The organism is Cupriavidus sp. 01L415 (assembly GCF_056400065.1).
In genome coordinates this window covers 1-20,125 of record NZ_JBFTSP010000049.1, presented here as the reverse complement: position 1 = coordinate 20,125, position 20,125 = coordinate 1, and the positions used below count along the sequence as shown (strand labels likewise).

Annotated in this window: 19 protein-coding genes and 1 pseudogene; 12 read left to right on the top strand and 8 right to left on the bottom strand. The window is 56.8% G+C overall.

Annotation, left to right across the window (positions count from 1 at the left end):
• The 4 genes from AC1DOX_RS29855 to AC1DOX_RS29840 all read right to left on the bottom strand — a co-directional run.
• Positions 1–99: transposase (locus AC1DOX_RS29855; RefSeq protein WP_477114088.1), on the bottom strand; the 99-nt coding region annotated here is incomplete at its 3' end.
• The gene (locus AC1DOX_RS29850; RefSeq protein WP_477114087.1) at positions 69–1,154 is read right to left on the bottom strand and encodes a S8 family serine peptidase; all 1,086 of its coding nucleotides are present in this window, start codon (positions 1,152–1,154) and stop codon (positions 69–71) included. The genes AC1DOX_RS29850 and AC1DOX_RS29855, both read right to left, overlap by 31 nt.
• 58 nt (positions 1,155–1,212) lie before the next feature.
• Positions 1,213–2,217: an AAA family ATPase gene (locus tag AC1DOX_RS29845; RefSeq protein ID WP_477112351.1), complete on the bottom strand. Its 1,005-nt coding sequence runs from the start codon at positions 2,215–2,217 to the stop codon at positions 1,213–1,215.
• 870 nt (positions 2,218–3,087) lie between these two features.
• Positions 3,088–3,555 carry a hypothetical protein gene (locus AC1DOX_RS29840; RefSeq protein ID WP_477112350.1) on the bottom strand — a complete coding sequence of 156 codons (468 nt, stop codon included), beginning with the start codon at positions 3,553–3,555 and terminating at the stop codon, positions 3,088–3,090.
• Positions 3,556–4,097: 542 nt separating this feature from the next.
• Between AC1DOX_RS29840 and AC1DOX_RS29835 the strand changes: the two genes are divergently transcribed.
• The 8 genes from AC1DOX_RS29835 (at position 4,098) to AC1DOX_RS29800 (ending at position 13,858) form a co-directional block, all read left to right on the top strand.
• Positions 4,098–4,511, top strand: coding sequence for a helix-turn-helix domain-containing protein (locus AC1DOX_RS29835; protein ID WP_477112349.1), 414 nt, complete (start codon positions 4,098–4,100; stop codon positions 4,509–4,511).
• Between the two features lie 506 nt (positions 4,512–5,017).
• Positions 5,018–5,653: a TnsA endonuclease N-terminal domain-containing protein gene (locus tag AC1DOX_RS29830; protein WP_477112348.1), complete on the top strand. Its 636-nt coding sequence runs from the start codon at positions 5,018–5,020 to the stop codon at positions 5,651–5,653.
• Complete coding sequence (locus AC1DOX_RS29825; RefSeq protein ID WP_477112347.1) at positions 5,634–7,577, top strand: transposase family protein; 1,944 nt, start codon at positions 5,634–5,636, stop codon at positions 7,575–7,577. Before AC1DOX_RS29830 ends, AC1DOX_RS29825 begins: the two co-directional genes overlap by 20 nt.
• A 16-nt stretch (positions 7,578–7,593) precedes the next feature.
• On the top strand, positions 7,594–8,517 hold the full coding sequence (locus AC1DOX_RS29820; RefSeq protein ID WP_477112346.1) for a TniB family NTP-binding protein: 924 nt from the start codon (positions 7,594–7,596) through the stop codon (positions 8,515–8,517).
• Entirely contained in the window at positions 8,405–9,592 is a 1,188-nt protein-coding gene (locus AC1DOX_RS29815) for a TniQ family protein (RefSeq protein WP_477112345.1), read from the top strand. The genes AC1DOX_RS29820 and AC1DOX_RS29815 overlap by 113 nt, the downstream gene beginning before the upstream one ends.
• Positions 9,580–11,496 (top strand): TniQ family protein, encoded by a 1,917-nt coding sequence (locus tag AC1DOX_RS29810; protein ID WP_477114086.1) that lies wholly within the window; start codon positions 9,580–9,582, stop codon positions 11,494–11,496. Before AC1DOX_RS29815 ends, AC1DOX_RS29810 begins: the two co-directional genes overlap by 13 nt.
• A gap of 589 nt (positions 11,497–12,085) precedes the next feature.
• On the top strand, positions 12,086–12,505 hold the full coding sequence (locus tag AC1DOX_RS29805; protein ID WP_477112343.1) for an HAD domain-containing protein: 420 nt from the start codon (positions 12,086–12,088) through the stop codon (positions 12,503–12,505).
• An 855-nt stretch (positions 12,506–13,360) separates the two neighbouring features.
• Entirely contained in the window at positions 13,361–13,858 is a 498-nt protein-coding gene (locus tag AC1DOX_RS29800; protein ID WP_477112342.1) for a 3'-5' exonuclease family protein, read from the top strand.
• A gap of 27 nt (positions 13,859–13,885) precedes the next feature.
• Here AC1DOX_RS29800 and AC1DOX_RS29795 read toward each other — a convergent pair whose 3' ends face one another.
• Positions 13,886–14,278 (bottom strand): hypothetical protein, encoded by a 393-nt coding sequence (locus tag AC1DOX_RS29795; protein WP_477112341.1) that lies wholly within the window; start codon positions 14,276–14,278, stop codon positions 13,886–13,888.
• 129 nt (positions 14,279–14,407) lie between these two features.
• Here AC1DOX_RS29795 and AC1DOX_RS29790 point away from each other — a divergent pair, with 129 nt between their 5' ends.
• Genes AC1DOX_RS29790 through AC1DOX_RS29780 form a run of 3 tightly spaced genes read left to right on the top strand, consistent with a single transcriptional unit; the run spans position 14,408 to position 16,541 of the window.
• Positions 14,408–14,890 (top strand): restriction endonuclease PLD domain-containing protein, encoded by a 483-nt coding sequence (locus AC1DOX_RS29790; protein ID WP_477112340.1) that lies wholly within the window; start codon positions 14,408–14,410, stop codon positions 14,888–14,890.
• 30 nt (positions 14,891–14,920) lie between these two features.
• The gene (locus tag AC1DOX_RS29785) at positions 14,921–15,232 is read left to right on the top strand and encodes a cyclic-phosphate processing receiver domain-containing protein (RefSeq protein WP_477112339.1); all 312 of its coding nucleotides are present in this window, start codon (positions 14,921–14,923) and stop codon (positions 15,230–15,232) included.
• A 37-nt stretch (positions 15,233–15,269) separates the two neighbouring features.
• Positions 15,270–16,541 carry a hypothetical protein gene (locus AC1DOX_RS29780; RefSeq protein WP_477112338.1) on the top strand — a complete coding sequence of 424 codons (1,272 nt, stop codon included), beginning with the start codon at positions 15,270–15,272 and terminating at the stop codon, positions 16,539–16,541.
• Positions 16,542–17,844: 1,303 nt separating this feature from the next.
• Here the strand turns inward: AC1DOX_RS29780 and AC1DOX_RS29775 are convergent.
• From AC1DOX_RS29775 to AC1DOX_RS29765, 3 genes and pseudogenes are all read right to left on the bottom strand, one after another.
• The gene (locus AC1DOX_RS29775) at positions 17,845–18,657 is read right to left on the bottom strand and encodes a YdcF family protein (protein WP_441621224.1); all 813 of its coding nucleotides are present in this window, start codon (positions 18,655–18,657) and stop codon (positions 17,845–17,847) included.
• A gap of 85 nt (positions 18,658–18,742) precedes the next feature.
• Positions 18,743–18,832, bottom strand: a pseudogene (locus tag AC1DOX_RS29770) (IS66 family transposase); the annotation flags it as partial.
• A gap of 294 nt (positions 18,833–19,126) precedes the next feature.
• Entirely contained in the window at positions 19,127–19,420 is a 294-nt protein-coding gene (locus tag AC1DOX_RS29765; protein WP_441621347.1) for a helix-turn-helix domain-containing protein, read from the bottom strand.
• A 246-nt stretch (positions 19,421–19,666) separates the two neighbouring features.
• Between AC1DOX_RS29765 and AC1DOX_RS29760 the strand changes: the two genes are divergently transcribed.
• Positions 19,667–20,017, top strand: a complete 351-nt coding sequence (locus AC1DOX_RS29760; protein ID WP_477114085.1) for a DUF2958 domain-containing protein — start codon at positions 19,667–19,669, stop codon at positions 20,015–20,017.
• Positions 20,018–20,125: the final 108 nt, after the last annotated feature.

The following is a 20,125-nucleotide window of genomic DNA, read 5'->3' as shown; positions in this document are numbered from 1 at the left end:
GTCTACGCCATGGCGGTTGGCGATCTCATCAAAGCTTGACTGACCGTCCAGATAGTCCTGGATCACTGTCAGCCTGAACTGCTCCGAGTACCGATACATAAAAAACACCCCAAAAGTTGGTGTCCAACTTTTGGGGTGCAGTTCACTTCGACGGCTTTTTCAACGAAGCGCGTCTGATCCTCCCCGTCGTTAGTGAAGACTTTGCCGGCGAATAGGCGTAATCCCGGCTGGAAGCCGTCGCGCATCCTCTCAGTCATGCTTCCATAGAGCGCGAGACCTGCAACGCGTGTTCCATGCCCATCGGAATCGACCGCAAGCTCTCCACGTGCGACGAAATTGGCGGTGTCTCCGACTGCGGGACTTAGTAGTGGATGGCCGGCTGCCACGCCAGTGTCCAGCACGCAGATGCCCGGCGCGTCAAGGGCCACGGGTGCCACAGCAGGCAAAGCATTGGCATCCACCTGGAACACATCGATACCGAAACCGAAGCGTGCCGGCAAATCCACGAGCCGGACATCCCGGTAATTCAAGACAGCAGCGAGTTGCATCTCCGACACGCGTGCCTTGCAAATGACCAGACTCGGCTGGTTAAGCCGGTCCAGCACCGGTATGTGCTGTTGCGCCAAGAACAACTCGAACGCCGCGAGCATGGCTTCTCTCTCACGTGCCGAATCAAGCGGCCACAGTTCGATGTCGACGATGGCACTCCGCAAGTCAGGCAACCCCGGTTGCGTCAGCGCAGCACCCATTCGGTCTTCGGGACGCCAAGCATCGAATCCGCGGATGGCAAGTAGCAAATCTCCGCGTGTCACCTTGCCATCGCGAACCAACATACTTAGCCGCTGGTCCACAAGTGCCAGCGCCGCCTCGGAACTGAACAGGAGGGCCACATCGCGGCCTTCTTGGCTGACGACAGACAGACCGGGAATGGCTTCCAGAGCTTCCGGCGGAAATCCCTCGATGACGTTGATCCGCAACAGTTTGCGCTCATCGAACCCGGGCGCCTCTGGCGTCTGCACCGCCGCGGCGAGACTGGCCTGCAGGCCATGTGCATGTTGCCGCGAGTCCGCCGGTTTTGGATAGCCCGGAAACGGATTCTTTTTCCGACGATTTATCGGTTCGTCACGTACAACACGCAAATGCTCGTACGGCATGCAGTCCTCCGCGGCGGGAATTCAAGTCCCCGAATCCGCGCTAGGATGCGTAAAAAAATCATTTTGTGCAACTTTTGCCAGTATTGGCGCGACGGTTTTCTCGGGCAAGAGCGCGGTCCAGATGGTCCAGCTCGAGAAATTCCCGGCCTTGCAATACCATGTCCTTGATGGCACGCCGCAACACGCGCTCAATATCCCCGTGCGACATCCGTCGAAAGCGCGTCGCCACGGCGGTGTCGGATGGCTCGAAATTGCGTCGCACGCCTCGCAGCTTGCTCTGCAGCAGTCGACGAATTTGCACCGCATCCGGATGCAAGAATTTAACGGTTTCGTCGAAACGGCGCCAGATCGCGGAGTCTAGCAATCCTTCATGGTTGGTAGCGGCGACGAGCACACTTCTCCCTCGATACTCGTCGATCATCTGCAGCACGGCATTCACAACACGCCGTAGCTCACCGTGCTCGCCGCCGTCCGAGCGCTCTTTGGCCAGTGCATCGAACTCGTCGAAAAGCGCCACAACTGGCTGCGCCGCCAGGAAGTCGAATACTTTGCGCAGATTTGCCGCCGTCTCTCCTAAGTAAGAAGAAATCACGGCATCTAGGCGAACGATGGCAACGGGAAGATTAAGCTCCGTCGCGAGAACCTCAGCTGTCAGCGTCTTTCCGCATCCCGGGGGCCCATAGAACAAAATCTTCCGCGCTGGTTCCAACCCGTACGTCTGCAAGGCAGCTTCCCGATTGTGCTCAAGCAGAATCTGATCGATGGAGGAGCGCACCATAGGTGACACGATTAGATCCGTGAGATCGCGCGTCGGCTGACGGATAGAGATTAGATCAACACCGCGATCCTTGTCGGCGGGTACGCTCTTTGAGAACTGGACGACCGATAAAGAGGCACTCGGCCCAGGGCGACCATAGAGTACCTTTTCCAGGTCATTGGCCAGCAGGTGGTGCTGCTTCTCACGCTCCTCGGCAATGACGGCTTCGGACGCCCGCCGAAATGCGTCCTGGTCCCCCTCGACCCCGGCTCGCACGAGCTGTCGCAACAATTTTCCGTTTGCCATGATTCTAGTCCCCGCGCGTTCAAGCGCGGAGGATATGTATATTTGTACAGTATATGAAGGTTTGGCGCATGGTCCAAATTATGCAGCGCACAACCTTCCCGTTTTCTTGCCTTTGCGCAACACGCATCGACATCGTAGTTGCTGGCCAGTATTCCCTTGATCGCTTGGCGTTCGGCTCGCTGGAGCAGAAGCCATGCCTCGGGGACATCACCGAAGGCGCCAAGCGAGAGCGTCACGCGAAGTATACGTTGCCATCGGGGAACAACTCCCTGGGCGGCGGCCGCCCCGACGCCGAGCGATTATCCACCCCGCTCGCTGGCCTTCAATCGCCGATCAGCCTAAGTGAAGGTCAGACGCTCGAACGAAGCGAGAGGGTCAGGTCCTCTCTCTGTCTAAGGCAACGGTCATAGGACGCCGGGAGCCATAACGCGACCTGAAACTGCCAAACGCTTGCTGCCCCTGCTATGGATATCGTTCCTCTGCAGGCCTTCGCCGAAAATAGCTCGACGCCACGCGCCCTGCGACAGCATGGATGGCTGATCAGTGTGATGAGTACGGATGAGCAACAGTTTACCTTTGAGTCGTTGCGGAGCTTACTGAACGAGAATCGTCGGGATTTTGCGACTCCGTTCCGACGTGTCGAGTCTGCACGCCCGCATCAGCATCGACGGCATCAGCGCGTTCGACTTCGCGGCCGACTCCGGCACGGCGCTTGGGGAATCTGATCCCGGACGGGTTGCGTGGTAAGCCGTCTTTCAATACTGAGATTGGCCGCGGGTTCGGCTGCGCGCCCATCAGCAAACAGTGGTTGCATCTACAAGCCTGCCGATATAGCTAAGTCAGATCGATCTCGCGCCTACGCTCATGTAGTCAATAGCGATTTAAGAAGTCAGCTCGTATGTTTCCGTCCAAGTCCGCCAGCCGGTCAAGCACGGCAAGGCCGCAGCTCAGCAACAACCGCGTGCGCTCGGGATCGTCCCATGAGCGTTCACCATGTTTGCCGCCGTGGAATAGGTTATTTCGGACCACATGCAGCGCATCGATCGTATTGCCTAGCTCAGACCTGTCGCGACTTGGCTCCAACTGACGCCATTCAAGAAGCTTATCTGGACCGACGAACTGAAGCTTCGGCCTTGCATCGACCAAGTCTCTGCCTTCAGCAGACTGCTGATACTGATCCTTCCATTTATCTACAAATGCCGTCCATCCCGGCTTAGCGCGGGCCCCTTCGACGGTGCTATTTAAGAAGCCGTTTTCTTTGAGCGCAAATTCAAGGCGCGAGAAGGCGAAGAAGAATGCATATACGAGAGGTTGTAAGTTCTCGTAGTGTTGGCTCATGGCTACGGGCCCCCCTAGTGAGCGTTGATTTACGAGATCAAGCAAGTAAGTCGGCGGCCTGTTGCCGAAGTAGCAGCCCATCAATGTCCAGACGCCGCATCCGCTCCCGACTCCCCCTCGCTGAGAGGGATGCCTCTATGTGACATCTACTCACCGGCGCTGTTGGTACGAAAACATGGACAGAGGGGGCGGCGGGAAGCAATGAGGCATTTACTTTGTCGACGATGCTACCGCATTGCGCGGATGTCACGGTCCTCCGTTTGCGGGAAGGCGCCTAGAGCCAATAAGCGCTTCCAAGCACTTCGGTGGCCAGATACCGAAGCTCTCTTAAGACGCGCGAGGTAAAGGGGGCCGGCGAAGTCAGCCCCGTGGAAACGCCAAATTCAAAAGCGGAATCAGTCAAAAAGATGAAAACCGGACATCTTTCGATGCAAAAATAATGTTCTTTTTTGCGTAAGCTACTGATTTTAAAGGATTTGTTGCGTTCCAATTCCGGAGGCGGTATCTTCGCAGGTCAGTGACCTCCTTTAGACGACCTGGGTATGACCGCGCTCGGCGAATTCATTCGACAGCATCGATTGGCAGCTGACCTCACGCAGGCCGAGTTGGCGCGTCGCGTCGGGGTCGATTCCACCTACCTGGGAGCCATCGAGACAGGAAAAAAGCGGCCCAAGGGCGAGGCGCTTCTGGAAGGGATAGCGGAGCAACTGTCTCTGACCCGGGAGGGGAAGCATGAACTTGTGCTGGCCGCCAGACTTTCTCAGCGCACTCTTAGGCTTCCAGAAGAGCTTACTCGTGCTCAACACGAGATCGTGCAACAACTAGTACGCGAGCTGCGCCAGCTTGATGAAGCAGACACCAATTCCCTGCAAAGCATCTTAGCCGGGTTCTTTGGCGTATGCGATCGACGCCGTAGCCTCCGGCCATCATCATTGGAAGGAGAAACCACAACGTAAAGAAAAAAGCGCCACAGACCATGGGCCAGTAGCGCTTTTGGGTCGGAGCCTCAAAGAGACACCGGATCTCGTACCTCCAGTCTCCAACGTCCAGTCCCAAGCGTCAAGCCCTTTTCATTGCCAGCCGTCCGCGGAGGGATTCGTGTCGCCAAAAATTGGTCGACATGAAGCCTTCGCGCGGTAGCGCTCGCCCGTTTCCCGACAGCCAAAGGTAGTCGGGTTGGTGCCATGCACCCTGGAAAAAGGACATTTGATGTCGAGCAACCGTTGCTTCAAGACGCAGTTTCCCCAACAGAACTCAGCGCCCGAATCCCTTCGGCCACGCGATCGACGGTTCCCCTGTAGAGAAGGGCTCAGAAGCGGCAGCTGCCGCAGGTTCCAAGGATTGTCGTCCTTCGGAATAGCCCACGCGTGGGCCGAGACTGGAACTATGCATGCGCGCTCCCGGACGCTGGATTCGCTGCAGATGCGTGCGGGAAAAAATGAATGCTCAAAGGGAGAGTCGCATGCCCGTACGTAAAGTCATTACCCGGCGGTCGAACCACTTCAGAACATACATTCCGTCAATAAAGAACGGTCGCCCTACGCCTTGCGAATCAATGCTCGAGGGAATGTTTGCGCGCTTCTGTGAAGTGTCGCCCTTGGTGCGCGGCTATGAGGTTCAGCCGGAACGTGTGACGTTGGACTTTGGGGATCACACGGAACGCTACATCCCTGACATGCATGTACGGCTTGCCAGCGGTAGGGATGTCTGGGTCGAAGTTAAGCCGATGGTTCGTCTTAGGTCTTCCAGAGTAGCGAAGCGGATGGCAGCAGCAAAGGCTCAATTTGCAGCCACCGGGCGGGAGTTCCGCGTTGTCACCGATGTAGTGCTAAGCATGCAACCGCGAGCTGCCAACATTCTTGAATTGATGTACCACAGGCGCGAGCCGCTCAGCTTTGCAGACGCGAGCCGTCTGCAAAGTTCCCTCGCGAATGCCCGACCTGAAACAGTGGGAGATCTTTCTTCGTTGGTGGGTGACCCTGAGGCTTGGAGGCTAATGGGCCTTGGGGTTGTCGGCGTCGATCTGGAGTTGCCAATTGTCGGCAACTCAGCAATCTTCCTCCGGGGAGGGCATCGACATGCAGACATTCTCGCTTAGAGTCCGCCTGTGCGTGCTTCTGCGTGGCAAGCGATTGGTCCTGGTGAACAGGTTGATGGACCATAGGCTCGCATTCAAGGACGACTTCGGAGAGCCGATCGTTCTGACAGAAGCTGAATTCTATCGGGCCTATGAGAAGAAGGAACTGACGATAGACGTCGATCAGCCCTATCTCGATACCGTCCCCCTCACGAGAAACACTCCACCAGATTTATGTTGCTTCGCGGCGAAGCACTCCGCTGAAGCGTTGCGCAGGCGGGCTTACCTAGATGCGCTATTCGGAGTTGACACGTCCAAGCTCTCCAGCGACACCGAAATGAGAAGGCAAATCGCCGACGTCGCCCGCACCATTCATGATGAGGTACCTCCGAGTCCACCCACCGTAAGACGTTGGGCCAGGCGCTATGGGTTGACTAGATGCGTGGTGCGCCTTGTCCCCAAGCACAACCAAAAGGGGCGGATGGCTGTAATTCAAGGGGAACTCGAAGAAATTCTGGGGCCTTGTCTTGAGGAGGCCTACTTGTTGCCTGAAAGGCCAACCGTCGCGCACCTCTATGAGGAATACAGGGGACGAATTCGGGATATCAATGCGCGCCGGTTGCCGTCGGACCAGCTAAAGCTGCCCTCAATAGCAACGGTAAGGCGCTACATAGCGAATTTGAATCAATTCGAAATCGACAAACGGCGCGAAGGCGAGTTTGCCGCTAAGCGGAAGCATCGGAACGCAATCGGTAAGCTCGAAATCGGAAAGATCCTCGACCGATGGGAAATTGACCACACGTTGCTCGATGTTCACGTAGTAGATCCGGTCACAGGTGAGGTAATCGGCCGCCCATACCTGACGGTAATCATAGATCGTCATAGCCGTATGGTCATGGCCTTCCTGCTGCATCTCTCAGCGCCCAACACGGAGAGCGTGCTTCGAGCCATCGAACGCGCCATTCGTCCAAAGCAAGCCTGGCTTGAGAAGTTTCCACAGGTGCAGAACGAATGGCGAGCAAGAGGCCTTCCACTATACCTACTGCCGGACAATGCTGCGGAGTTCCACGCCTACGATCTGATTCTCGCATTCAATGAACTGGGAATTGAAGTCCTGTTCCCGCGCTCGCGTGGTCCGGAGAAAAAGGGTGGCGTGGAGCGCTTCTTTCGGACTCTGGCTGTGGACCTCATCCATCGGCTACCGGGAACGACGTTTTCCAATGTTGACGAGCGTGGCGACTACCCCTCCGAGGAGCGCGCATGCATCACGCTCGCGAAGCTGGAAGAGATGCTCACCCTTTGGATCGTCGATCGCTATCTCCAGCGTCCTCATCGCGGATTAGACGGTCGCACGCCTGCCCAGGTGTGGAGGGATGGCGAATCCGCTCGTTCTCCCCGGCTTCCCCTCGATCTCGACTCTCTCGAGTGCATCCTCGCGCATCGTGTCAACGTCAAGTTGCATCACTACGGCGTGGAGGTCGATAGCCAACAGTATCACTGCGAGGATCTCATTGAGTTGCGACATCGTCTCGGCGAGCGCGCGAAAGTCGACGTGCGATTCCGCGACGACCTCGGGCACGTATGGGTCCGCGACCCCTTACGTAACGTCTACTTCGTAGTGCCGAATAAGGACAAACGCATGCATGGTCTCAGTCGCGATGTGTATCGGGTTGCTCGCTCACGTGCCAAAAAGGAGTCCAATACCAACGCGGAAGCAAATGCGCAGATGGTTTTGGAAACGTACAGAAAAATCACTGCCGAGGCAACGGCCGCGATGGATTCCAACAAGCTTCGCAAGCGCAGGTACGCGGCACAGTCCAGGTTGGACAAGGAGGGGAATGCGAGGGCAGTACCTGCCACTCAGCCCGACCTTGCGGATCCTCAGCAAGTCCCTGATCTCGATATCGAACCTGCCATTCTCCAGATCCGTCCGCGGGCATTCTGAATCCTTCCCGACACATATGAGCGACTTCCACTTTTCCCTCCGCCGTCAATTCATCGAAACGCAGCAAGTGAAGCAAGTCTTTCAGCGCATCGGCGATGTGCATCAGGAGATGTTACGGTCCGAAACGAGCAAAGGACTTACGATCCTCGGCGTCAGCGGGTCGGGCAAGACAACCGCCGTGCGTCAATGCCTAGCATCGTCGTTCCCGGACAGTCAGATCCCTGGAAAGCTCTGCCGAACGCTCCAGATAGCCACGCCTTCAGCACCGACAAAAAAGAACCTAGCTAGCGCGGTGCTAACGGGCTTAAACGATCCTTTCGCTGATGCGCGTAGCCATACTGAAGGCGTCAAGACAAAACGAATAATCAAGTTACTCACAAACTTGCAAACAGAGATCGTCGTATTCGACGAAGCCCAGCACATCACCGATTGCACGAGGAGCACCACCTATGAGGCCGCCGATTGGATCAAAGAAATAATGAACGCCTGCAACATTGTTGTCGTGCTTGCCGGACTTGAGAGGACTCGGCAACTCCTCTGGACCAATGAGCAGTTGCGCCGCAGATTCTCAGCAGTGGTCCGTCTCAAAGGGTACGACCTTTACGTTCGGAAAGAGGCCGAGCAGTTCGTAGCGCTTCTAGGCGCGCTGCGTTCGTTCCTTCCGGTGTCCTCTGTCGATTTCCTGACGAAAGAGATGATTCAGCGCTTTCATTTCGCGAGCAATGGGCTAATTGACTATCTGATCAAGGTGCTCGATCGCGCCGCATGGCAGGTCCTAATAGGGCGCTCTAGGGGGATTGACAATACGGTTCTTTCGCAAGCCTTCCATGACGAAGTGTGGGCGGAGGCACCGCCCGAACGCAATCCTTTCGACCCGGCGTTCAATTTCAAACCGCTTAGTGGCGCACGTGAACCGTTCGAGGCATTCGATGGACAGTAGAGCGAGTGCAGTACACATGGAAGTCGAGCCTGAGCATCGGGCGTTTCCTATACCAAGGGGTGAGTCCTTCTTCTGCCCCTCCAGCTTCCGTCGCAGCTCACCAGTTCTGCCGAGCAGTGTCGAACCGTATCCAGAGGAGAACTTCGAGAGCTATCTATTCCGTGTCGCCGAGCGTAATGCAGTGCCCACGATAGCCGAGGTCATGCAAGCACTTCATCTTCCCTTACGAAAAACGTACGCCCCAAGCGAACATGAAGAGATATGTTTTCGTCTCGACTACCGACTGCGTGACCTTGTGCCAAAAGAGCCCGTTCCCAGCCAACACAAGGCGAAGTTTGCTGGCCAATGGATTCGCGTCAAACATCTGATGCCGTTCGCTACGCGTCTATGTCCTCAATGTCTCGCGGAAGATGGCTATGGTCGAATTGGCTGGAAACTTCTTCCGGTGCCGGTCTGCGATCGACACGGGACCTATCTTTTGGATAGCTGCTCTTGTTCTCCGGGGCGGGCGATCGGCATACGAAGGCCTTGCTACGCGGAATGTGAGTGCGGGACGGATTTTAGGTCGATCATTACACGCAGCGCGAGTGCAGAAGCTCGTTCCCTTGCTAGGCTCGTCGCCCGGCGTTTACTGGATGAACCGGCGGGCGAATCTGAGCATACCCTTCACGGCCTCGCGTCGATCGCCCGCGAAATTAGTATCTCGGAGCTATTGGACATTGTTGTGGTGCTCGGTGGTATGGATGCGAAGACTGGGAAGCTAGGGCCCCGACACAGTTCCCTACCGAGCGGACTGCAACAGAATATCGATCAATTCGAGCGCGCAGCTCAGATCTTGGCGAAGTGGCCGGACAGCCTGCTTCCCTCTATTCGCGTTTTGATGGCGCCGACAGCGTCGGGAGAATTGTCCTGGTCCGATCCGTCAGACCGTCACGCTGTAACGCGTCGATACTTGGAACCAATCCTGTTTCAATGGATTGCTGACGCTCAGGCGAGAGTCCTCCAGGACAACCTCCGCCGGATGCTGATGTCCTTGAGTGCGGACCTAGTCAGAGGGGAAACATGTTCTCACTAGCGGTTCGTTTCGACCCAATGCCAGATGAGGGGTTAGTCGGCTATCTGTCGCGGCTCGAGGGCGCAAATGCACTCGGATCTGGAGAGTTGATCCGGCGATTTCGCTCGATGCCGGAGGTGGAGCTGTCGAGCATCTATGCGGCCAAGAAGCATTCATCGGCTTGGACGCACGAAGTCGATGAAATCCGGCGACCTTCAACCAGGCCAACACGAGTATGGATCCATCGGATCTGGAAGTATTGCCCCCTTTGTCTGAGACGGTCCGCCTATTGGCGCAATCACTGGAGCCTCACCCTAGTGGCTTGCTGTCCATCACATAACACCAGACTGATTGATCATTGTTCAACATGCGAAAAACGGGTCACCAGGCAAGCGCTACTCGACTTTCGATGCGCGGAATGTGGACAGCCGCTCGCGGATGGTATCGCGGTCACGACACAGTCGCAGGGGGCTCTGTGGCTAGCAGTCGAACTGGCAACTCGGCTTAATGCTACTCAGCGCGACCGCATGGAGGAGGTGCAAGCGCTAGGGCTGATCGAGTTGCATGAACTGGCTCTGCGACTTGGCGTCCGAGCCAATACTACGCAACATGTCAAGCCATTGAAGGTGCGGAATGCCGGCCTAGTTGAGACAGCTCTGCCGATTGCGAGAGAGGCGGGGGAAATCCTGATGACGTGGCCCGCAGGCATGAAGCATCTGATAGGTCGCTTGTGCGGCCAGGCTCCCGAAGAAAGTCGATGGCGGATTCAGAAAGCCGTCGGCCCCTTGTATCGAGATGTCTATCGACATCTCAAGGGCGCTAGCTTCAATTTCGTGAGGGTGGCATTTGAAGAATATGTTCGGGAAGAGTGGCGGGCACCGCTCGCGCGTCGCAATCGAAATCTGCCGCACTCGCTCGTCCAAGAGCACTGCTGGCTTAGCGTAAGGCAGGCTGCGTCACGATTCAACCTCCCGCCGTCACTGCTATTTCGACTCGTCGATAGTGGCGAACTACGTGCGCTTGAAGTAAAGCACAAGAGTGGGAGGGTTAGCCGATCGGTGGACCTCAATGAGATCGCCGTGGCACGAAATACGTTGCGATCGGCGCTATCGCTACGGCAGGCGTCCTGGACTTTAGGCATCGGTCTCGACCGAGTGCGCCAACTCCTCAATGTGGGACTGTTGCAAGCTCTCGCTGGACGGCCGAGACCGGGAGAGAGATGGTGGATCGATCGGCAAAGATTGCCTGTCCCCGCAAAAAGCAAGAGACGACGGCAGAAGCAGGCCAATTCTGATTCGGTCACGGTAGCGGACATCGCCAAGTATCGGATCGCCGATGCAAACACGTTTGTTGCCTTAGTCGGTGCCATCTGGTCAGGTTCACTGTCGGCCGGCATAGGCGCGGATCCAGTGCGAATTGGAGAGTGGCGTTTGGATCGAGAGGAAGTAGCCACTTGGATGCTTGAGAGGCGCAAGACCGACAGCGTCAGCCTGGTTGAGGCCGCTACCCAATTGGGCGTGAAGCAGGAGGTGGTGTATGCGTTGTCTCGAGCAAAAATCCTTACGACGAACGTCGTTCGAATTGGACGGCGCGAGGCGCAGACGGTCTCCACTAGTTCGTTGTCAGATTTCCGCGATCGATTTGTGTTTGGCACTGAACTGGCTCGGCTTGCCGGGACGAGCCCGAAGCTCCTGGCACAGCGGCTGCTAGCCATTGGCATTCACGCTGTCGCAGGGCCAGGGGTCCGAAACTGCCAATGCCGCCAGTATGTTTGGGAACGGAGTCAACAGACATTGACAGCAGCCGTAAGTAGCTTCGTTAGAAGCGCCCAAGAGCGAAGAGACCTGGAACGATCAACACAAACGTTGCGGTGCTCTTCGCGTCTCCGCCAAACCAACATGGCGGCTCGCGCCGCCAGCATATGAATTTCGAGGCAGCACCATGTCTGAAAGATTTGTTCCATCCTCGATCGACGGATTTAAGCGAAAGGTCCAACATCTCCGTTCACTCGTCGGGAAGAAGGCGCTTAAGGCAAGTCGCTCCTACGAGATAGCCGCGCGTGTATGCGGCTATCGGAATTGGTATGAATTGAACCGGTTACTCAAGACCCCGACGCCGCAATTGACAATCTGGGATGAAGATTACTAAAGCGGCGACATGAGACTCAGGTGCTAATCCTCATAGAAGAGGCTGGGGTAGCGAGGTCCGAAGCAGAGAGGGTCCTCGATATCGTTCGAATCTCCTCAAGAGTGGGGCGCGAAGTGGCGACCCCTGAGGCCGATACCGCCGTCAGCGCGCGGGAAGATGCCTTGAGGGTCCAGCGCGTCGAGCCGAAGCCCCAGTCAGTGCCTTCGATCAGCTATCGGAAACGGCGCGCCTTAGTGACTAAAGCGGTTCCATAGATAGCATGGAGATTTGACGATGGGACGCCAAGGCATCGACCTGCTAGAAGTGTGCCCAGTTAGTGCCGTGAGCCGTTTCACTGGAAAAACTCTCGGGATAAGAGCTTGAACTATGATCCTTTTTTTGGACTACGACGGTGTCCTCCATCCTGACGAAGCGTATTTGGTTAAGGGGCGTCCGGTGCTGCGAGCCGAAGGGAAGCTATTCATGTGGATGCCAATTCTCGAAAGCATTTTGAAGCCTTATCCAAATGTGAGCATCGTCCTTGCCACCTCTTGGGTGCGTGTTTTAGGGTTTAATCGCGCCCGGGACTATTTGTCTCCCACGCTGCGTGCGCGAACAGTGGGGGCGACATGGCACTCGTCGATGCGACGCCACATCCAGGGCTTCCCCGCCGTTGATGACAGTTGGTTTGTGGCCGTGTCGCGGTATGAGCAGATTGCAAGATACATATCTAGAGCAGGCGCGCGCGTTTCGCCGAACTGGATTGCGATGACCATGGCTGGCCTGGAGTTCTCGAGAGCCGGCTGATTGCGACCGACAGCGATCTCGGCCTCTCGTGCCCGACCACGCAGGAGGCGCTCCGGTCGAGAATTGATGAGCTATATGGACAGGACGTGTAATGGCTTCAGACATGGACAGTCGGTTTGGGACGCCACTCCCTGTAGTCGCAGAGCCCAACGTGGTGCTTGTCGCCTGGGAACTCATGCAGGTTCGGGTCGGCGCTGTGCACTTCGTTGGCCGCCGTCTCGACAATGGTCTTTGGCGTGTGAGTTCGATTGTGGAGAGCTTCGATGCTAGCCAGTCGGTCGGAGTTACACGCTCGGGACGCATGTATGCCCTTCAGGGCGCTCGTGGATTTGATGGGCACGGTGCGATTGCGTGGATGGCATGGTGTAAGGCGAACGGCGTAACGGCGCCAGTTAGGGTGCAACTCAACAGGGTGCAAGCGCGCCGTCGCACTGTGTTATGTCGTCAGCTGCAAAAATTCTGTGTGCGTGAGAAAGTGTGTATGGACGTTCTAGGGGGCCTGCCATGTTGAGGGTAAAGATCGAGTTGGTGCCGAACGGCGATGAGACGGCGAGTCGCCTTCTCGGTGAAGTCACGATTGAAAACAATGGATCCGGCTCCATACACACGGGAAACTACCTCGTCGTGATGAACGAACATGATGAGCGGATCCCGGGTCGAAAGACCTCTTATAGAACTACAGCCGTTATTGAGGGCATGGAGCGCGACATCGTACGTCCGATGCAGATTGTGGGAGCTGCCCTCAGCCTCCTTGCGCCTGTAAAGCGAAGCATCAGTGATACGACTGTATCTGTGGGCAGAATACTTGCGCAAGGCGAAGTGGATCCTGACGTGGACCTCTCATAGGAGACCGCTTTGCGCCTTTACGTTGATTGCGAGTTCTCAGACTTCATCTGTCAAGAATTGATCAGCATAGGCATCGTCGACCAGAATGGCGAAGAGTTCTACGCCGAGATGCGCGACATCGACGAGTCGGCGTGCAGTTCCTTCGTCCGTGAGGTCGTACTTCCGAAGTTGTCCAGACTTCCGGAATGCACCTACACCCCCGATAGTCTTCGCGTCGCGTTACTTGCGTGGCTCGCACATGCAAGCGGTGATGCCGAACACCTCGTTTGCGTTGACAACGTCGTGGATTGGGATCTATTGATCGGCGTGCTCATAGACGTACCCGCCGGATGGAAAGGAATTCTCGTAGGTCGCCTCGTCAACGAGACCATTCGACAGGCCTACTTTCAAGGAAGGGGCGAGCGCCATCACGCGCTGGATGATGCCAGGGCCTTGAGGGCAGCAACCCCCAACGACCTTACAGGGGCCCTTTCGGTGGCGGAGGTTAAGCCTTCCCGCATGTTTTGACCGTTCGTGGTTCGAAGGCCTGCTGTGCTATAGGCGTTGGAGCACCAGCGTATCGGCGTCGACGATCTCCATCGATAACTGATCTCCTTCCTTCCAGCTAAGGGATTCGACGAGTTCTGGAGACAATGTAATCATGAGATCTCCGCTCCCGTCCGTGGCGGCAATAGCGATAACCCGATCAGAAGCCGCTTCTTGTTCCTGAGGCGCCAAGTACCTCAGTAGAATGGTGCGTAAAGTCGCATCATCATCTGGAGGTGTAAGCCACGTTGCGCAATTGTCGTCGGAATACTCCGCCCAGGCCGAAACTACCTCCTCTTCGGTCTTCTGGGGTTCAGTGTCGTTCAGGCACCCGACCATACGCTCAACCGCGTTGCCGTGCTGCTCCAAGAGGGCTTGGCGTTTTGTGGGATGGAGTTTCATGTCTGCAGAGCCTCCTTGGTCGGACTATCATCGCGGCATCCCTGAAGAGTAGACGAGTTTCTGAAGAATGGGGTGCTAGCCTCATGTCGTTTCAGGAATCGACCAGGGCGGTCGCGGGATTTCAAACATATGGCTACGACAAAATTGATCTTTAATGTTCCTGGCAGCAAAAGGAACCACCGTGCGGCAATTGTAGACCTCATCCGTTCCTCAAAGAAGATCGTAATATCCTCAGGTTGGATGAAACTCGACGGGCTCGATCGTCTAATGCCAGCAATTGACCATGCCCTCAGCCTTAATGCGGCGTGCATCGTGATCTACAGCAACGAGGAGCATACGCCGGACAGCGTGGTATCGGCTTTGAGTGAGAGAGACGTGAGGCACGTAGTGGTCCCGACAAGCCACTTCTATCTACACTCGAAGATCTACTATTTCGAGCAGGAGCATCGATATACAGCCATAATCGGCTCCGCCAACATTACCCATGGAGGCCTGACCAAAAATGAAGAATTATCGGTAAGACTGGACGGGACGGTAGGCGACGAACAGCACCGTGAGCTTGCACGATATCTTGATCATCTATCGTCGCGTTCGACTCACCGGGACAAGTAGCGCCGTAAGAGAACCCTTTGGGGGGCAATCGTGGAACCTTATAGTCTATTCATTGACGATCTGAGAGATGCACCGGATAGCACATGGACGGTGGCCCGTACGTCAAGCGGTGCGATAGCCGTGATTCAAGATCGCGGATGTCCGATGACAATCTCATTCGATCATGACTTGGGCGGCGACGACACCGCCATGATCGTTGTGAAGAGGCTTATAGAACTTGATATGGACGCCGGTGGCAGCTTCATTCCACACGATTTCACTTTCCGTGTTCACAGCGCGAACCCGGTCGGCAGCGAGAATATCAGGACGCTGTTAGCGCAGTACTTGGCGATGCGCAAATAGAAGTCTTTCCGACGGCCCGCGGATCCAGAGGTGAGCCATGAAGCGCAGCGAGCTATACAAGAAAGTATGGGCGACGCCGATCGTCCGATTGGCGAAAGAGCTGGGAATCTCCGATGTCGGACTTGCGAAGGCGTGTCGGCGACATGCTATACCTGTACCTCCAAGAGGTCACTGGGCAAAGCTAACCGCAGGCAAAAAGCCGACCCAAATTCCGCTTCCTGCGCCGGAGTTGGATGTGTTCGTCCACCTTGCAACAAGCGATCCAGAGGAACAAGTCAGGCAGCGTGCCATGGCTCTGCACCGGGCAAGCTTGCTGGAGGCTCGGGCAACCGAGGCAGCCAACATGAAGCCCGTTGAGTTCGCTAAGACTCTCGAAGGTGCACATACCTTAGTGCGGACTACCCACAAATTCTGCGAGCGCATTCCCAAACTCGTCGAGCGTTCGCGCCGTAGCAACTACAGTTGGGCAACGGCCAATACGGAAGATCATCCTCCGCCGGAACAGCATGGCAGATACAGCTTGTCCCGCAAAGGCTGTCGAAATATTGTCGCCTCACTAGAGGCAATGGACTGGATTCTTTTGTTCCACGCGACGCTGTTTCGCGGCTTTCTGGATGGCGGGATGAAGATTGCGCAGCGAGAGGAGCAAAAAAGTCGCTCCTCCGGTGGGACGGATGGTCCAGCAATTGAGCTACGGTTCGACGATGAGCTGCTAACTCTCAAGTTTTCTGAGGGGTACCGTCGGGTTCGGCTGACACCCGAGGAACTCGAAGAAAAACGCAAGGAAACGGCGTGGGCGAGAGAGTTTGAAATGCACCCATCCGGAAATTTTACTTTGAGTATTGAGGGTACAGAACATCAAGCGAGCAAGTCCTGGCAGGGAAGCAAGGAGAAGTTGGAGGGGCAGATCAACGAGATCAACCAAACAGTCTTTCATTTGGCGGCATCCCTGCCGCAATTAAGAGCCGAGCGAAAGGCTCGGGAAGCTGACGCCCGCCGAGAGGAAGAACTTCGAGCGCTGCAACGGCGTCGGAGAGAGGCGAGGGATGAACAGTTGAAGCAGGCGTTTGCGATGATGGAGATGGATAATCGGGTCCAGCAGCTTCACGCATTCTTAGATCGATTAGAAAAGATCTACCCAGAGTTCTCTTCGCCTTATGACCAGCGGGCAAAGGTGTGGATTACCGTCGTCAGAAGTGAGTTGTCTGCGCGCAATCCAGTTGACGAGATGTTGCAAAAGAGTCTGACCGTCCCTACATGGGCTAGTTGGCCGCCGGCGTGGTGGCCGGACGACTTACAACCTACGTAGAATTGGGCCGAAAAAATCTAAGGGTTTCCGCTCCCGAGCGAGAGGAGATATCGCGCTCAAAGGTTGATGTCGATTGCTTTGGTCCCTGAGCGACTGTTACGCATCGGGGGGGCGCAAAGGTTGACAGTGGCGGCCAGCCCCGTGAATACTTGCATCAGGCCTAGCCTGCGAGGCCACCCTTTTGTGTTGCTGGTGGCCGCCTGAAGCCCGCTTCGACGCGGGCTTTTGTGCGTCTGGGGTTCCATCCGGGCGGCCCACTGGGGTCGTTACCGTCACCTCCTAGGTGTTTAGCGCAACTGGTACAAGGTCGGTTCGTCGGTCGATACGCGATGTCCGTGCTGCCCGCCATGGCGAATTCGGAGAAGAGCAAGCTGGAGCTCCCCCTCGTTTGAAAGACGGATAGTGGCTGCGCGGGGCCGACCTTCGAGCGCGACGAGAGCTTCGCAAGTTCTTCTATCTGTGCGACAGCCAAATCGAGCAGCAGGCAAGTCATCTCGCCGTACTTCTCCCGGATAACATGCTTGCGTACTGCCTCTGATCCACAGGTAGTCACTTACAGTTTAGAGGCTCGTCGCGCCAAATATTGTGTCAAGGCGATAGGGACTTATCATCTTTTCTGAGCGCTGGTCTCTATAGGGAGGCAGAATAATTGACTAAGTCATTGATTTGTATGGCAGGGTATGCCAACTATTGTGAATTCCTACAATCCTGTAGGATCCTAGGACAGTCGATGCAACTCACAAATCAGTGAATCGATCTGAAGCGAAGCTTCTCGGCAGATTGAGGGCTTGAGCCCCCCCTGGTTTGCTATGAGCGTCAAGAAAAGCCGCCTTCCCGCAAGGGTTCGCGGCTTTTTCGCTGCGCGACAACCATGGCCAGTCATCCGTCTTCAGCAATTCTTCTGGTCGTTGTATGTTTTCTATCACCGCTTCACAAAGTTCAAATACGTGGGCAGCATGCCCAGCCTCATGTCGCCATAGTCGGCGTTTCCGCCCGCGCCAATTCTCTTCATATTGGCGAGGCGAGGCGAGTCAGGAGATTTGAACGATCTTTCCGTACCAAGACAGCGAAATAGACTTCATCCTCGGGCGGGAACCGCATCACGCACGCGAAGATAAAGGCCTCGGCATCATCCTTGGCGTTATCGAGATTGACAACGCCAAGCTCAATCCCCCCTCGATGATCTTGGCGCTGTTTGCTCACCTGCCCACGGATGAGCGGGCCTGAATAGCAAACGGCGCGAGCCAACTGGTCTCGCGCCGTTTGATTCTTGGAACGATGCAATTCCCGCAAGCTGAGTGGCTCAAAACTCCCGCAATACCCACCCACTGATAAACGCAAAATACTCCCGCAACCACGCGTTGTACCGCAAGTAAAGCGGCGTGGCAGCCGCCGCCCCAGATATCGCCTCGAACCCCACCTTCCGCGCAATCCGCTTCGCCCGCATCAGATGAAAATCACTGGTCACCAGCACCAGCGGATCCCCAGCGCTCGCGCCCTGCTGCTCCAGCAACCGCCGGCTGAAGAGCAGGTTCTCCTCCGTGCTGGTACTCCGATCCTCCCGAATCAGGCGCTTCGGCGCCAGGCCGTGCGCGGTCAGGTAGTCCGCCATGATGTCCGCCTCGCGGCATTCCCGTAAGAAGTCCCGCCCACCACTCACCACCACCCACGCGGCAGGCCATTGCTGAGCCAGCGCCAGGCCTTCGTTCAGTCGCGCAACCAGCGTCGGCGACGCAACGCAATGCGGTGTGCCGGAGCCAAGGATGATGATGGCCCTGGCTGCCGTTGCCTCCGGCGCGGATTCGGCAATGCCGCGGTGGATGAGATAGAAGAACACCGTCACCGTCGCCAGCCATACCGCGAATGCAGTCCACGCTGCCCGCCAGATCCATCGGCGCCGCGCGCTGACCGCACGCCATCGCGCCACGGTTTCCCAGCGCCATGACAGCGCAAGGCATGCAGTGCCGATCGCGCCGGGCAGCGCCACGCCAAAATTGAACAGCCCCGTTAGCATCAGCGCGATGGTATCGCCCAGCAGCAAGGCGCCCGCCAATGCCAGGCCGATGCGCCGCCACGGGGTGCCGGCCTTCATGTCATGCGTTGTGGTTCGTGCCAACTTCGTCCTGTGTGTTGAACTCGTTGGCGTGAAGCATACCGCGCGTGATGGACCCCGCTCGTCTGTCAAGCAAGCAATCCTGCTACACCCGCTGACTCTCATAGATGGCCTGGTATCCGCCGTAAGCGTCGGCCTGCAGCGTACCGCTGAACGATTCGAGGTGCCGCCGAGGGTGCCCTCGCGCACTTTTTAGGCCACAGTCGCGAAGCCCTCCACGCCATGGGCGGTGAAGTAGACGGTCTGGTCCGGAGCAACCGGGGGCATTTGGCCGCCGACCGAGAGCAGGTAGCCGGCGCTCGTCCTGCCTGCTAGGCCGAGAACTAGCAGAGACGGAAGCCGCCCAAGCCGGCGTGCCGAGCTGGAAGATTCGTCAGCAGACCGGCCACAAGAGCGAAGCCATGCTGGCACGGTACATTTGCGATGACCGGCTGTTTGAGGGGAATGCGGCGACGGCGGTGCTTGGGAGACGCTAAGGTTTGTCGTCCACCGCCGGCAGTACCGACAACGCGACCGATCTTTGCTGCGGTGTAGCCCGGTGCCACCGCAGCAACATGTCCGCAAGCTCGTCGTTACCACAATAGAGGTATTCCACCGGGACACCGACCGCGCGGCCAAGTTGGACTGCGATTGAGTAGCGAGGCACGTGAACGCCCTTCTCATACTGGCTCATTCGAGCACTGGCCGAGAATTCGTCAAGTCCGGCGCGAGCCGCTAGTTCTTCTTGCGTCAGCCCGGCACGTTGCCGAGCAGCTTTCAGGCGCAAGCCGAACGGGGCAACAGTAGTGGTCAATTGACTCTCTCGGACGCGACGGCGATCCTAAGAGAGTCTTAGATTCGGCTATCATTTACCCTAAGTTTTACTTAGAATCTAAGTTTTCATTAGATTCGTCCGTGCGGCAACAACTGAGGAGGATTTATGCGTCATTGGTTATTGGCCGCCCGCGCGATGGGCGGCCGCCCTATATCGCCCCGCTCCGCCGTGAAGTGAACCTTTCAGGAGGCTACGACTATGATCCCACCCCTCATCACCGCAGAACAACGCGCGCAGTTGCTCGCAAACGGCCAGGCATACGCAGCCGGTCACGGAAGCGACCCGCTGCCCGTAGTGCGGCTGTTTACACCTGACGCGCATGCGATCTGGCTACTGGCCGCGCTCGACCCAGCCGATGGTGACACCGCCTACGGGCTGTGCGACGTGGGTATCGGCATGCCTGAAATGGGGCATGTGAGGCTGTCCGACCTGGCATCCATCGTTGGACCGCTCAAAAGGCCGGTTCTTCGCGACCTGTACTTCCGGCCTACGCGATCTCTATCTGCGTACGCGCAGCTGGCGCAGCTTGACGGTTCGATCCCCGACTGATCGAACGCGCCGGCCTTCTGCTAGCGGACCGGCCGCCCTCTGCTGCGCCTCATTGGTTGCAGCAGGGGCGTCGATTCCGCACAAGGCGACCAGCATGGAAAGACAGAC

What these genes read in the sequence shown, in the direction of transcription:
- AC1DOX_RS29850 (WP_477114087.1), bottom strand. Translation starts at nt 1,154, where the DNA reads ATGCCGTACGAGCATTTGCGTGTTGTACGTGACGAACCGATAAATCGT.
- AC1DOX_RS29845 (WP_477112351.1), bottom strand. Translation starts at nt 2,217, where the DNA reads ATGGCAAACGGAAAATTGTTGCGACAGCTCGTGCGAGCCGGGGTCGAG.
- AC1DOX_RS29840 (WP_477112350.1), bottom strand. Translation starts at nt 3,555, where the DNA reads ATGAGCCAACACTACGAGAACTTACAACCTCTCGTATATGCATTCTTC.
- AC1DOX_RS29835 (WP_477112349.1), top strand. Translation starts at nt 4,098, where the DNA reads ATGACCGCGCTCGGCGAATTCATTCGACAGCATCGATTGGCAGCTGAC.
- AC1DOX_RS29830 (WP_477112348.1), top strand. Translation starts at nt 5,018, where the DNA reads ATGCCCGTACGTAAAGTCATTACCCGGCGGTCGAACCACTTCAGAACA.
- AC1DOX_RS29825 (WP_477112347.1), top strand. Translation starts at nt 5,634, where the DNA reads ATGCAGACATTCTCGCTTAGAGTCCGCCTGTGCGTGCTTCTGCGTGGC.
- AC1DOX_RS29820 (WP_477112346.1), top strand. Translation starts at nt 7,594, where the DNA reads ATGAGCGACTTCCACTTTTCCCTCCGCCGTCAATTCATCGAAACGCAG.
- AC1DOX_RS29815 (WP_477112345.1), top strand. Translation starts at nt 8,405, where the DNA reads ATGACGAAGTGTGGGCGGAGGCACCGCCCGAACGCAATCCTTTCGACC.
- AC1DOX_RS29810 (WP_477114086.1), top strand. Translation starts at nt 9,580, where the DNA reads ATGTTCTCACTAGCGGTTCGTTTCGACCCAATGCCAGATGAGGGGTTA.
- AC1DOX_RS29805 (WP_477112343.1), top strand. Translation starts at nt 12,086, where the DNA reads ATGATCCTTTTTTTGGACTACGACGGTGTCCTCCATCCTGACGAAGCG.
- AC1DOX_RS29795 (WP_477112341.1), bottom strand. Translation starts at nt 14,278, where the DNA reads ATGAAACTCCATCCCACAAAACGCCAAGCCCTCTTGGAGCAGCACGGC.
- AC1DOX_RS29790 (WP_477112340.1), top strand. Translation starts at nt 14,408, where the DNA reads ATGGCTACGACAAAATTGATCTTTAATGTTCCTGGCAGCAAAAGGAAC.
- AC1DOX_RS29780 (WP_477112338.1), top strand. Translation starts at nt 15,270, where the DNA reads ATGAAGCGCAGCGAGCTATACAAGAAAGTATGGGCGACGCCGATCGTC.
- AC1DOX_RS29760 (WP_477114085.1), top strand. Translation starts at nt 19,667, where the DNA reads ATGATCCCACCCCTCATCACCGCAGAACAACGCGCGCAGTTGCTCGCA.